Origin of the sequence: Maribacter sp., from assembly GCF_039968975.1 — a bacterium.
GTDB lineage: Bacteria > Bacteroidota > Bacteroidia > Flavobacteriales > Flavobacteriaceae > Maribacter.
The window spans coordinates 1-14,019 of the sequence record NZ_JBDVOT010000224.1 but is presented as its reverse complement, the minus strand read 5'-3'; the positions used below and the strand labels follow the sequence as shown (position 1 = coordinate 14,019).

At 35.7% G+C, this 14,019-nt stretch carries 11 protein-coding genes; 9 read left to right on the top strand and 2 right to left on the bottom strand.

Translation table 11 applies throughout. The features are described from left to right. From ABJI11_RS15105 to ABJI11_RS15095, 3 genes are all read left to right on the top strand, one after another. A partial coding sequence (locus ABJI11_RS15105; protein WP_348353969.1) for a thioredoxin family protein occupies positions 1–1,316 on the top strand: 1,316 nt, incomplete at its 5' end. 106 nt (positions 1,317–1,422) lie between these two features. Continuing rightward, entirely contained in the window at positions 1,423–3,816 is a 2,394-nt protein-coding gene (locus tag ABJI11_RS15100) for a penicillin acylase family protein (protein ID WP_348353966.1), read from the top strand. Positions 3,817–3,818: 2 nt separating this feature from the next. Then, positions 3,819–5,354: a YifB family Mg chelatase-like AAA ATPase gene (locus tag ABJI11_RS15095; protein ID WP_348353963.1), complete on the top strand. Its 1,536-nt coding sequence runs from the start codon at positions 3,819–3,821 to the stop codon at positions 5,352–5,354. A 215-nt stretch (positions 5,355–5,569) separates the two neighbouring features. On the opposite strand, the gene ABJI11_RS15090 is transcribed toward ABJI11_RS15095, so the two are convergent. After that, positions 5,570–6,133 carry a hypothetical protein gene (locus ABJI11_RS15090; RefSeq protein ID WP_348353960.1) on the bottom strand — a complete coding sequence of 188 codons (564 nt, stop codon included), beginning with the start codon at positions 6,131–6,133 and terminating at the stop codon, positions 5,570–5,572. A 9-nt stretch (positions 6,134–6,142) separates the two neighbouring features. Further along, the gene (locus ABJI11_RS15085) at positions 6,143–6,589 is read right to left on the bottom strand and encodes a hypothetical protein (RefSeq protein WP_348353957.1); all 447 of its coding nucleotides are present in this window, start codon (positions 6,587–6,589) and stop codon (positions 6,143–6,145) included. A gap of 214 nt (positions 6,590–6,803) precedes the next feature. Between ABJI11_RS15085 and ABJI11_RS15080 the strand changes: the two genes are divergently transcribed. The 6 genes from ABJI11_RS15080 to ilvB form a co-directional block, all read left to right on the top strand. After that, the gene (locus ABJI11_RS15080; protein WP_348353954.1) at positions 6,804–7,997 is read left to right on the top strand and encodes an Nramp family divalent metal transporter; all 1,194 of its coding nucleotides are present in this window, start codon (positions 6,804–6,806) and stop codon (positions 7,995–7,997) included. Further along, entirely contained in the window at positions 7,998–8,741 is a 744-nt protein-coding gene (pxpA, locus tag ABJI11_RS15075) for a 5-oxoprolinase subunit PxpA (protein ID WP_348353951.1), read from the top strand. After that, entirely contained in the window at positions 8,738–9,475 is a 738-nt protein-coding gene (gene pxpB, locus ABJI11_RS15070; protein WP_348353948.1) for a 5-oxoprolinase subunit PxpB, read from the top strand. Before pxpA ends, pxpB begins: the two co-directional genes overlap by 4 nt. Continuing rightward, complete coding sequence (locus tag ABJI11_RS15065; RefSeq protein ID WP_348353945.1) at positions 9,468–10,307, top strand: biotin-dependent carboxyltransferase family protein; 840 nt, start codon at positions 9,468–9,470, stop codon at positions 10,305–10,307. Before pxpB ends, ABJI11_RS15065 begins: the two co-directional genes overlap by 8 nt. A 392-nt stretch (positions 10,308–10,699) precedes the next feature. After that, the gene (gene ilvD, locus ABJI11_RS15060) at positions 10,700–12,376 is read left to right on the top strand and encodes a dihydroxy-acid dehydratase (protein WP_348353943.1); all 1,677 of its coding nucleotides are present in this window, start codon (positions 10,700–10,702) and stop codon (positions 12,374–12,376) included. A 93-nt stretch (positions 12,377–12,469) separates the two neighbouring features. After that, positions 12,470–14,019 (top strand): biosynthetic-type acetolactate synthase large subunit (gene ilvB / locus ABJI11_RS15055; protein ID WP_348353940.1); only part of this gene is annotated, 1,550 nt, incomplete at its 3' end.

Here is a 14,019-nt window from a genome sequence, read left to right as displayed (position 1 = left end):
CAATGATACCTTTAACGGTTTCTTTTTTTACCAAGCACTCGCAGAAAAAATCTAAAGGAATCATTAACGCGTTGTTATATGGTTTCTTTATAATTCTTATTTACTTTTTACTAAGTCTACCTTTTCATTTGTTTGATTCGGTAGATTCTCAAATTCTAAATTCTATTGCGACCAACGTTTGGTTAAACTTATTGTTCTTTGTAATATTCTTATTTTTTGCTTTTTCCTTTTTTGGCTATTATGAGCTAACGTTGCCAAGCTCTTGGGCAAATAAGATGGATGACGCATCTACAAAGGTAGGTGGTGTTTTAGGTATCTTTTTTATGGCTGTCACATTGGCTATTGTATCTTTTTCTTGTACAGGACCTATCCTAGGAGGGTTGCTTGGTGGTACAACCTTGGCAGAAGGTGAAGTTGCTTCTAATCTTACTGCTGGTATGACCGGTTTTGGTGTAGCATTGGCATTGCCTTTTGCTTTGTTCGCCTTATTCCCGGCATGGTTAAATTCATTGCCAAAATCTGGTGGATGGATGACCACTGTAAAAGTAGTGTTAGGCTTTTTGGAAATAGGTTTAGCTTTAAAATTCTTATCTAATGCAGATTTAGTTGGGCATTGGGGTATTTTAAAGCGCGAGGTATTTTTAGGTATTTGGATAGTGCTAGGTTTAGCAATGACTTTATACTTGTTTGGGTTATACAAGTTTCCGCATGATGGACCAATAAAAAAGCTATCGCTTAGTAGAAAAGTAGCTGCTTTTGTAAGTGCTGCATTTACTGTTTATATGATCTTAGGAGTTACCAATATCACCAATTTGAAATTGTTAAGCGGATTTCCTCCTCCTGAATTTTATAGCATTTTTGAGCAAGAAAGCGATTGTCCGTTAGGCATTGATTGTTACAAAGATTTTGACGAAGGTTTGGCTTATGCAAAAAAAGTAAACAAACCAATACTTTTAGATTTTACAGGTTGGGCATGTGTAAACTGTAGAAAGATGGAAGAAAATGTATGGAGCGATTCTGAAGTTTTTCCGATTATAAAAGAGAATTATGTACTTATCTCATTATATACTGATGATAGGGAGGATCTGCCAGAAGATGAACAATTTAATTTTCAGTTTGATAGTGGTCGCGTTAAAGAAATAAATAACATTGCCCAAAAGTGGGGTACTTTTCAAGATGTAAATTTTGGTTCTATTTCCCAACCATTTTACGTGTTGCTTTCGCCAGATTTAAAAGTGTTGAACACATCTATTCAAAATACAGATATACCTACCTATAAAAACTGGTTATTAGAAGGATTGCGTAATAATGAATAGTATATAGTTTTGTATGATGTTGACTATTTGTCAATAAAAAGCAGGGCTACGAAGTGTTTAATGTAAAAAATAGTTTTAACTTGGGGCAATTCCCCCAAACAGAACTATGAAAATACTAAAAAAAATAGGAGCTTTCCTATTGGTTATTGTTACCCTTCTGATTATTGTTGTCGGACTATTTGCGTACACTCTAAAGCCAGATTATTCCGGTGAAAAAGAACTTGCAGACCTTGAGCAAGAAGTAAATGTCTACTACGATGAGTATGGTATTCCTCATATTTATGGAGAGAATGAAAAAGATGCCTTTAGAACTTTAGGTTATGTTCATGCTCAAGATCGTCTTTGGCAAATGGAACTTCTTAGAAGAATTGCTAGTGGTGGTCTGTCAGAAGTATTTGGTGCGGATTTAATAGGTACTGATAAATTCTTTTTATCTCTAGGTATTGCAGATGCCTCTAAAGTGACAGCACATAATGCAGATGAGAGTGATGATGGTGTTATTTTGGCTAAAGCTTACTTAGACGGCATCAATCAATTTATAAAAGAAGGACCCACACCGGTAGAATTTTATCTAACAGGTATAGATAAGAAAGAGTTTGTATTGGAAGACGTTTATAATACTATTGGTTATATGGCTTTTAGTTTCGCTATGGCTCATAAAACAGATCCTCTCCTTACTACTATAAATGCCAAATTAGGACCTGAATATTTAAATGACTTGCATGTAGGTTCTAGCGTTGATACGGAATGGATTAAGAACTATAACCCTACTTTATCAGACACTATTCAAAATAATCTTACTGCTTCAGTAAACAAAGCTTTAGGAGCTTTGGATATTCCTTTATTCGAAGGAAGTAATAGTTGGGTGATAGCACCTGAAAAAACTAAGAATGGTAAAGTCATTTTTGCCAATGATCCTCATATAGGTTTTGCTCAGCCTTCGGTTTGGTTTGAAGCTCATATAGAAACACCATCATATTCTAAATATGGGTATCATATTGCTGGTATACCATTTCCGCTTTTAGGACATAATAGGAAGGTTGCATATGGTCTAACCATGTTCGAGAATGATGATGTAGATTTTTATTATGAAGAGAATAATCCAGATAACGAAGATCAATATTTATCTGAAAGCGGATATGTAGACTATGAAATCATCACGAAGACTTTTAAGGTAAAAGATTCTTCTGATGTGGAGTTTACCTATAAAAAATCTAATCACGGACCAATTTTAAATGGAATAGCCGATCAAGTACAGGGCGAAAGACCTATTGCAATGTCTTGGCTATATACTCAGGTAGAAAATAGAGTTATAGATGCGCTATTCGGTTTAAGTCATTCTAATAATCTTACAGAGTTCAAGAAAGCCTTACCAAAAATTCATGCACCTGGCTTAAATATAATGTATGGCGATAATGAGGGTAATGTGGCATGGTTTGCTACGGCACAGCTTTATAACATTCCTGATTCTGTAAATACGAAGTTGATTTTTGAAGTAGGCGAAGGGCTACCGGTAGAAAAAGAATTTATACCCTTTAAGGAAAATCCTCAAGCTATTAATCCTCCAAGTAACTATGTGTATTCTGCGAATAATCAGCCTGACTCAATAGCTGGTATGCTTTACCCAGGGTACTATTTACCTGAAAATAGAGGTAAACGTATAGTGCAGTTGTTAGAGCCTAAAAATGATTGGAATTTAGATTCGGCAAGTGACATGATTACCGATGTTATTTCATCTGTAGACCCTGAAATTGTGACAAACTTATCTAAGTATATCGATGTCTCAATATTGAGTGAAAGCGGATTAAAAGCTATTGATAGTCTAAAAATGTGGACAGGGGATTACGAGTTATCTTCAATAGATGCAACTATTTATAATAGATGGGTGTATTACTTTTTAGAAAATACGTTTAAAGATGAATTAGATGAAGAGTTGTTCAGTCAGTTTATAAATACCCATTTTGTAAAACGATTAATTGCGCCGCTATCTAAAGATGAAGAATCTGTATGGTTAGATGATGTAAGTACAGCCGATATTCAAGAAAGCATGGCAGATATTGTAAACAAATCTTTCATGGATGCAGTAGCTTCATTAGAAAAAGATTTTGGTAATAACATGAATTATTGGCGATGGGAAAGGGTGCATAGTCTTGAGCATCCTCATCCTATTGGTCAAATAGCGGCATTACGCTCCTTTTTTAATGTAGGTCCCTTTCCTGTAAATGGTACAAGGGAAGTGATTAATAATTTGGCATTCTCATATGACGAAACTGGTTTCTACAAAACTACTTCAGGACCTTCTACGAGAAGGCTTGTAGATTTTTCTGATGTAGAGAACAGTATTAGTATTCTACCTACCGGGCAATCTGGTAATCCGTTTAGTAAACACTACAGAGATCAAGCTGAAATGTATGTGAACGGGAAGTTTCGTAAAATGATGATGAATAAGAATGAAATTCAAAAGAGTAAAGAAATCCTTACATTTAAGCCAAAGGATTAAAAATGCTTACAAAAGTTTATGGGAGTGCAGTATTTGGCGTAGAGGCTACTACGATAATTGTAGAGGTAAATATTGATAAAGGAATTGGTTATCATTTAGTAGGGTTACCAGATAATGCTATTAAAGAGAGTAACTACAGAATAGCCGCCGCACTACAGAATAACGGATATAAAATTCCGGGTAAAAAAATCACTATAAATATGGCTCCTGCAGATCTTCGTAAAGAAGGTTCTGCTTATGATCTTACCTTGGCCATAGGCATATTAGCGGCATCTAGTCAAATAAAATCAGAGAATATAGATAAGTATATCATCATGGGCGAACTGTCTTTAGATGGTAGCTTGCAGCCTATAAAAGGAGCTTTACCAATTGCTATTAAAGCACAAGAAGAAGGATTTACAGGTTTTATACTACCAACTGCCAATGCTAAAGAAGCGGCAATTGTTGGAGATTTAAAAGTATACGGAGTTGAAAATATAAAACAGGTTTTAGATTTCTTTGATCAAGGCACTCCACTTGAGCAAACCATCATAGATACTAGAGAAGAGTTTTATAAAAATCTTGATTTTCCAGAATTTGATTTTTCAGATGTAAAAGGGCAAGAAAGTATTAAGCGTTGCATGGAGATTGCAGCTGCTGGTGGTCATAATATAATCCTAATTGGTCCGCCGGGTGCCGGTAAAACTATGCTTGCGAAAAGGTTGCCTTCAATTTTGCCGCCAATGACCATGCATGAGGCTTTAGAAACCACAAAAATTCATAGCGTGGTCGGTAAGATTAAGAATATGGGGTTAATGAGTCAGAGGCCTTTTAGAAGTCCCCATCACACAATTTCAGATGTCGCCCTTGTAGGAGGCGGTGCATACCCACAACCGGGAGAAATATCCCTTTCTCATAACGGCGTTCTGTTCTTAGATGAATTGCCGGAATTTAAACGTGGTGTATTAGAGGTAATGCGCCAACCTTTAGAAGATAGAGAGGTAACCATTTCTCGTGCCCGCTTTACCGTTACCTACCCAAGTAGTTTTATGTTGGTGGCAAGTATGAACCCAAGTCCGGGCGGATATTTCAATGACCCAGATGCTCCCGTAACTTCATCACCTGCCGAAATGCAGCGGTATTTAAGTAAGATATCAGGTCCTTTATTGGATCGAATAGATATTCATATAGAGGTAACTCCTGTGCCGTTCGAAAAATTATCAGAAGAACGAAAAGGGGAGAGTAGTGTAGACATTAGAAAGCGAGTGACAGCAGCACGAGAATTACAGACCGCAAGATTTGAGGGTATGGAAAATGTGCATTACAATGCTCAGATGAATACCAAACAAATTCGTGAACATTGTAAATTAGATGATAAGTCTAAAGCCTTGTTGAAAAATGCGATGGAAAGATTGAACCTTTCCGCTAGGGCATACGATAGAATTTTAAAAGTAGCAAGAACTATAGCTGACCTTGGTGGTGCTGATAATTTAGATGGCAACCATATTTCAGAGGCCATTCAATACAGAAGTCTGGATAGAGAGGGGTGGTTGGGGTAATCTTTAAAAGCTTATTTAATCTCTATATTGAAATTCTCGATAATTAAACTTTGGTTGGTTAGATTGAACTACTTAGAATTTGCGACGAAAAATGTCTAATATTTAATTGAACAAGAATTGAATGGTAATGATTTTTCAAAAACCATTCAAAACTGTTCACCAACTTGAGAGGGTTGGTTGGGGTATTGCTGTTTATATAAAAGAGTAGTATTCTTTTAAGAATATAACTCTTCATTGTTAATATCGTCTTCGTTATTTTTAGGTGCTGTAAAAATATCTTTAAGTATGTAACTGGTTACAATGGTTAAACCAAGTGTAAGTACAGGGATAGAATAATCCCAGGTAAGTAAATGCATAATCCCACCGCAGATTAGTGTAATCACGCCTATAACCATTACAAAATTCCAAATAATTTCAGTTATACTATTATTTACGTTTCCGTCTTTGGAAATGAAGTATGAAGTGCCTTCCATTGCAAACCAAGCAATAAATGTAAATGCGGTACCAATTTGAAAAAACAAAGTATGGGTAAAGTCTAAAATTGTCAATATTCCGTTAGAGGTCCAAAAAAGTACCAAAGCCATTTTAATTAAATCAACTGACTTTTTTTCTTCCTTTTTTGCAAAGCGAACTATATATAATATTAGTATCGCCGCAAAGGAAACAAAAATTATTCCTTCAGAAAAAGGATAATGAAGTATTCGCATAACCATACCAATTAAAAGAGTTGCTATTGCAGCCCTAATGGGGTTTCTAAATGCTTTTTTAGAATTTTCCATATCTAGTTTTTAGTTAATAACTTTAATGTTGGCTTTTAAGCCTTCCATTATTCCAATAATATTATTTACGGTTTCATTTAAATAATAGCGTACTACAATGTGCGGAATTCTAATGGTAGTAAAACCATTTTTAAATGAGTGCATTGCTTCTTCTAAATTATTTATAGCCTCATGTTCTGTTAGCTTTTCATATTCAGAATCAATTTCAATATTGAGTTTTGCACGAGAAATGGCAATGTCAATAGACTTTTTACCATCCCACCATTCTAACATAGAACTTACACCTGCTTCTTTAAGAGCATAATAAAGCTGTATGGCTTCTAATGGTGTATTGTGTTTATTTATCAATAATTTAATTCGTTCGTGGTGTTTGGCACAAAGCTCTACACCTGCACTTTCCATTGCATTTTTGTGATCTAAATAACCGAGTTCTTTCTTACATTCTAAACAAATCATTAATAGGTTAAATTTAAGGTTTGGGGATAGCTATAACCTTGTTCTTTTTTGATTATTATGAAACCTCGATGAATGACATCCAAGTTTTAGACGAACTGCATTTTTTTAGATTAACGGCAATTTGAAATGTTAAAATTGTGGTGAAAATGATTTTGAGTAAGGTGAGCAAAGTCATATTTACCAATTATATTTACAAGAACTATAAATTTACAAGATGTTTAAGAAATTAGGTCCGGGAGTATTGGTAGCTGCTGCGTTCATTGGTCCGGGAACGGTTACGGCATGTACCCTGGCAGGAGTTGATTTTGGGTTTAGTTTATTGTGGGCTATGTTGTTATCTATAATAGCAACCTTTATTCTTCAAGAAATGTCTGCACGTCTAGGTATAGTAACACAAAAGGGTTTGGCAGATGTAATTAAGCAAGAGTTGCATAATCCTTGGATTCGTAATAGTGTCATCGCTCTCATCTTTTCTGCCATTATAATAGGTAATGCTTCTTATGAAGCGGGTAATATTGGTGGTGCTACATTAGGTATGGAAGCCTTGTTTGGTATGGAATACAGTAATTTATACCCTTTTATATTAGGTGGTCTTGCTTTTCTCCTATTATATCTAGGCAGTTATAAGGCACTAGAGAAAGTATTTATAGTACTGGTGCTTATCATGAGTTTATCTTTTGTCATGACAGCTATATTGACCAAGCCAGATGTTTGGCAACTATTAAAAGGTCTTTTTGTACCTACAATTCCTGAAAAAGGTATTCTTACCATAATAGCTTTGGTTGGTACAACCGTTGTTCCATATAACCTCTTTTTACATGCTGCCTTGGTCAGTGAGAAATGGAAATCTAAAGATGACCTGCAATTGGCTAAAAGAGATACTTTGGTGTCTATTATATTAGGGGGGCTGGTTTCTGTGAGTATTATTATTTCTGCTGCGGCTATTAATTCTCATGAAGTTAATAATGTAATAGATATGGCAAAAGCTTTAGAACCATTATACGGTTCTGCTGCTTTATATTTTTTAGGTATTGGAATGTGTGCTGCAGGTATTACTTCGGCAATTACGGCACCTTTGGCTGCAGCTTATGTTGCAAATAGCTGCTTTGGTTGGAAAGCTGAGTTTAAGGATGCTAAGTTTAGAATGATTTGGATGGTTATTTTAGGGCTTGGTGTTTTCTTTCTGTCCTTTGGAATTAAACCTATTGAGATTATCAAATTTGCTCAGATAACAAATGGATTGTTACTACCTGTTATTGCTGTCTTCTTATTGTGGGTTGTAAACAGAGCGGGAGTGATGGGGAAATATAAGAATTCTATGTTGCAGAATATTTTTGGCGGACTAATTATTCTTCTTTCCATTTTATTGGGAGCTAAAAGTATTTTAACCGTTTTAGGTATATTATAGATGGTGAAAAGATTTATAGATATTAATTGTGACGTAGGGGAGGGTGTTGGTAATGAAAAAGACCTGTTTCCAATGATAAGTTCTTGTAATATTGCTTGCGGTGGTCATGCAGGTTCAAAAGAGATTATTCAAATTTGTTTAGAACTGGCAAAGAAACATCAAGTTAAGGTTGGTGCGCATCCGTCATATCCCGATAGCCAAAATTTTGGACGGGTAAGTATGTTAATTCCGAATGATGAGCTTATTAGTAGTATTCAAACACAGTTAGAATTATTTGAATCTGTTCGAGAAAAAATGAATATACCATTGCATCATATAAAACCTCATGGTGCTTTATACAATGACATAGCTAAAAATGAGCATTTGGCAGAAACCTTTTTATCTGCAATCGCACCTTATAAAAATAGTGCTTTATTATATGTTCCTTTTAATAGTGTCATTCACAAACTGGCAACTAATATTGGATTCAAAGTTTTAGTAGAAGCTTTCGCAGATAGAAATTATAATGATGATTTAAGTTTGGTGTCAAGAAAAGAGAAAGACGCCTTGATTACGTCTGGTGAAGAGGTCTTAAATCATATTTTATGCATGTATAATGATAAGGTTGTAAAAACCATAACAGGCAAGAATGCAAATATTAAGGCTGATACCTATTGTATTCATGGAGATACTCCCACTGCATTGCAAATTTTGGCGTATCTTTCAAATGAATTGCCACATCATAATCTACAAGTAAAATCGTGAATTCCCCTAAAATAAATATTAAACCATTTGGTGCTCATTCTGTCTTAATAGAATGGCCAAATGAGGTCAGTGAAATTATATTAGAAAAAATTTTACATTTCGAAAGGTTTTTGACCAAAGAAGTGTTTACGGATAAAGCGTGGGAGCTAGTACCTTCTTATAATTCTCTTTTAATTATAAACAGAACAAAACAACTTGATTTTCAAAAATTATCCTCTGACATATATAAGTGGTACATACAATTAAAAGAGTCACCAAAGCCAGATAGGTACTTATGGCGATTACCTGTTTCGTATGATTTGGAGTTCGGTCTTGATTTAGAGGAAGTGGCAAATCAGCTTCATAAAACAAAAGAAGAAATTATTGCTATGCATACGGGAGCTACATATACCGTTTTTGGTATTGGCTTTTTGCCCGGCTTCATGTATCTAGGTGGTATTGATAAGGAATTAGAATTACCAAGAAAAGCTACTCCAAGACCTAAAGTAATAAAAGGTGCTGTTGGTATAGCAGGAAAACAAGCAGGTATTTATCCGCAAGAGTCACCTGGTGGTTGGAATATTATAGGTAATTGCGCGGTGCCAATTTTTGATGCAACCAAAGAGAATCCGTGTTTTGTGAGTGTTGGTGATAAAATCGAATTTTATAGAATATCAAAAGCTGAATATGACCTTCGTAAAATAGAGGCTGAAGTAGGAATTTATAAACCTGAAAAAATTAAGATAGATGCTTAAAGTTCTAAAAGCGGGTTTTTACACGACCATACAAGATGCAGGTAGATTTCATTATAGAAATAAAGGTGTACCGGTTTCAGGAGTTATGGATGAGATTTCGGTTTTTAAGATAAATTCTTTACTTGAGAATGAAGAATCTGCCGCTGTTTTAGAAATTACCATGACAGGACCAACGCTAATCTTTGAAAAAGAAACATATATTACACTTGGCGGAGCAAAAATGTTAGCTACGCTAAATAACCTACCAATTCAAAATTATAAGGTATATACGATAGAGAAAGGAGATATTCTATCTTTCGGTAAGTTAGAAAAAGGTTTTAGAGCGTACTTAGCCGTGAAAGGCGGATTTGCTTCTGAAGAAGTTCTAGGTAGTAGGTCTTTCTATCAACCGATAACAAAATATAATAGATTAACAGATAATGATGCCGTGTCTTTTTCTGTTCAGCAAGATTTTCAACCTAAAATATCTGAGATTAAGGTAGCTTCATTTTTAAATGATTCTGTTCTAGAAGTAAATAAGGCGCCAGAATTTGATATACTGACCGATAAGCAGTTAGAAGAAATTTTCTCTAGAACATTTACCGTTGCACATGAGAACAATAGAATGGCTTATCAACTAAGCGAAACTATACAGCCGCATACTTTTTCAATGCTTACTTCTGCAACTATACCTGGTACGGTACAACTGACACCTGCAGGTAAGCTGATTGTATTGATGAAAGACGGTCAAACCACAGGTGGCTACCCCAGAGCGGTTCAGTTAACCGATAAGGCTATTTGCATATTGGCACAAAAGAAAGGTGGAGATTCTGTAAGTTTTAAATTGATATAATTTATTATTTTTTGCACTGATTTTGTTAAGCTGTTATTTATGACCTATTTTTTAAGTACTATTGTAGTATGATAATATCAAAATTAAATATTGAACTAGTCATTGTCATTCCTATGTAGGGGTGATATAGCTTTTCATTTTATAGAAAAACCTGTATCAGAATTAGTTGATGCAGGTTTTTTTTATGATGCTATAATAAAACAGGATAGTTTTGAAGTATTGAATATGATATAAATTGACTATTTAAATTATTGATAATTAGTTGTTTATGTGATTTTTTGATAAAATGAATTTGTATTGTCAATTATAGTTAAAAATTGAAATTTTTATAAACTTTTATCTTTGGTTTAGTACTATTTAAGAAATCAAGATAAGCATACGAGAATTATATTATGGAGTTGAACAAACATAGTAAGAATGTAACCCAGGATCCAACACAGCCAGCGGCACAAGCAATGCTACATGCAATTGGTTTAACAGAAGAAGATTTAAAAAAACCATTAATTGGTATTGGTAGTACAGGTTATGAGGGTAACCCTTGTAATATGCATTTAAATGATTTGGCACAAGAGGTCAAAGTTGGTGTCAACGGTACAGGTTTGGTTGGTCTCGTATTCAATACTATTGGTGTAAGTGATGGTATATCTATGGGTACCTACGGTATGCGTTATTCTTTGCCTTCAAGAGATATTATTGCAGATTCTATGGAGACTGTAGTACAAGCAATGAATTATGATGGTTTGGTTACTGTTGTAGGCTGTGATAAGAATATGCCTGGGGCTCTTATGGCAATGATCCGTTTAAATAGACCTTCTGTATTGGTATATGGAGGTACAATTGCTTCGGGTTGTTTTAAGGATAAAAAATTAGATGTAGTATCGGCTTTTGAGGCTTGGGGCGAAAAGGTTGCCGGTACAATGAATGAAGATGATTATAAAGGTGTAATACAAAATGCTTGTCCTGGTGCAGGAGCTTGTGGTGGTATGTATACTGCCAATACTATGGCTTCGGCAATAGAGGCATTAGGTATGGCAATGCCTTATAATTCTTCTAATCCTGCTATTGGTAAAGACAAGCAGTACGATGCTATAAATTCTGGTAAAGCTTTAAGAACTCTTTTAGAAAAGGATATTAAACCTAGCGATATTATTACCCGTAAATCTATGGAGAATGCTATTCGCTTATTAACACTTTTAGGAGGGTCTACAAATGCGGTTCTTCATTTCTTGGCGATCGCAAAGGCTGCAGATGTTGAATTTACATTAGATGATTTTCAGAAGATTAGTGATACTACTCCGTTTCTTGCAGATTTAAAGCCTAGTGGAAAATTCTTAATGGAAGATGTGCATCGCGTAGGTGGTGTACCAGCTGTTATGAAATTTATGTTGGACAATGGAATGTTGCATGGTGATTGTTTAACGGTTACCGGTAAAACAGTTGCCGAGAACTTGGCTGAGGTTCCTGGGCTATTAGAACATCAACAGGTTATTAAGCCATTGAGTAATCCAATTAAACCAACAGGTCACTTGCGTATTCTTTACGGTAATCTTGCAACCGAAGGTGCAGTAGCAAAAATTACGGGTAAAGAAGGTTTGTATTTTTCAGGACCAGCTAAAGTATATAATGATGAATTTCTTGCCAATGCCGGTATAGGTAAAGGTGAAGTGAAAAAAGGTGATGTTGTGGTAATTCGTTATGAAGGTCCAAAAGGTGGTCCTGGTATGCCAGAAATGTTGAAACCTACAGCAGCCATAATGGGTGCAGGTCTTGGTAAAGATGTAGCGTTGATTACAGATGGTCGTTTCTCTGGTGGTACACACGGTTTTGTCGTAGGTCACGTTGCACCAGAAGCACAAGATGGTGGTACTATAGGTTTGTTGGAAGATGGTGATATTATTACCATTGATGCAGAGAAGAACGAGATTTCGGTTAATCTAACGGATGAGCAATTAGCGGAAAGAAAGAAGAATTGGAAACAACCAGAATTAAAGGTGAAAAGAGGAAGTTTATACAAGTACGCCCGTATGGTATCTTCGGCATCTAAGGGTTGTGTTACCGATGAATTTTAAATAACACCGACTAGATTTTAATTAATACTGGACGGATTTTAATATCAGGTTATTGTAACTCATATATACAATACTTGAATTTGATTATTAATTATGGAAACAGTAAAAGAGAAGAAAAAAGGTACAGATTGCAAGAAAACTATAAAGATTTCTGGAGCAGAGGCAATAATTCATTGTTTGTTGGCTGAAGGTGTCGAAACCATGTATGGCTACCCTGGTGGTGCAATTATGCCTGTCTATGATGAGCTATATAAATTTCAGGACAAGTTGACCCATATTCTTACAAGACATGAGCAGGGTGCTACGCATGCAGCGCAAGGGTATGCTCGTGTTTCTGGAAAAGTGGGTGTCGCTATCGCAACTTCTGGTCCTGGTGCTACCAATTTAGTCACAGGTCTTGCAGATGCGCAGATAGATTCTACCCCTATGGTATGTATTACCGGTCAGGTTACTAGGCAACTGTTAGGTACTGATGCTTTTCAAGAAACTGATATTATTGGTATCTCTACTCCGGTAACGAAGTGGAACTATCAAATTACCGAAGCTTCTGAAATTCCTGAGGTAATGGCAAAAGCTTTCTATATTGCTAAATCTGGTAGACCTGGACCGGTTTTAGTTGATATTACTAAGAATGCACAAATAGATGCGTTCGATTTTGCATACGAGAAATGTACTGCCGTTAGAAGTTATAAGCCGGTACCTAAACCAAAAATGAGTACTATAGAAGCTGCTGCAGATTTGATCAATAGCGCTAAAAAACCATTTATAGTTTGGGGACAAGGTGTAATTCTTGGTCAGGCAGAACAAGAATTGAAAGATTTGGTCGAGAAGGCGGGCATTCCTGCTGCATGGACTATTATGGGTGCATCAGCTTTAGATACGGCTCATCCTTTAAATGTAGGTATGGTTGGTATGCACGGTAATTACGGACCAAACCTAATGACCAATGAGTGTGATCTATTAATTGCCATAGGTATGCGTTTTGATGATCGTGTTACGGGTAGGTTAGAAGATTATGCAAAGCAGGCTAAAGTTATTCATTTTGAAATTGATCCTGCTGAAATAAATAAGAATGTTCATGCAGATGTGGCTGTTCTAGGGAATTCAAAAGATACTTTAGGTCTTCTATTGCCATTGATAAAGGAGAACAAGCATGAAGCTTGGCATAATGGTTTTAAGGAGAAATATAAAATAGAGTTTGATACTATTATAAAAAATGATATTCACCCAACCAAAGCTGGTTTGACCATGGGTGAGGTGATCGAAGAAATAAATTTAGCATCTAATAATAAAGCGGTTATAGTTTCTGATGTAGGTCAGCACCAAATGATTGCTTGTAGATATGCCAAATTCTCTCAGTCTAAAAGTAATATTACTTCTGGCGGATTAGGAACTATGGGCTTCGCATTACCAGCTGCTATTGGTGCCAAAATGGGTGCTATGGATAGGGAAGTGGTTGCTATCATAGGTGATGGTGGCTATCAAATGACCATTCAAGAATTGGGTGTTATTTTTCAGCATAAAGTACCTGTTAAGATTGTTGTATTGAACAATGAGCATTTAGGTATGGTACGCCAATGGCAAGAATTGCTGCACGGCGAGCGGTATTCACAATCGTGGTCCGAAGCCTTGCCCGATTTCGT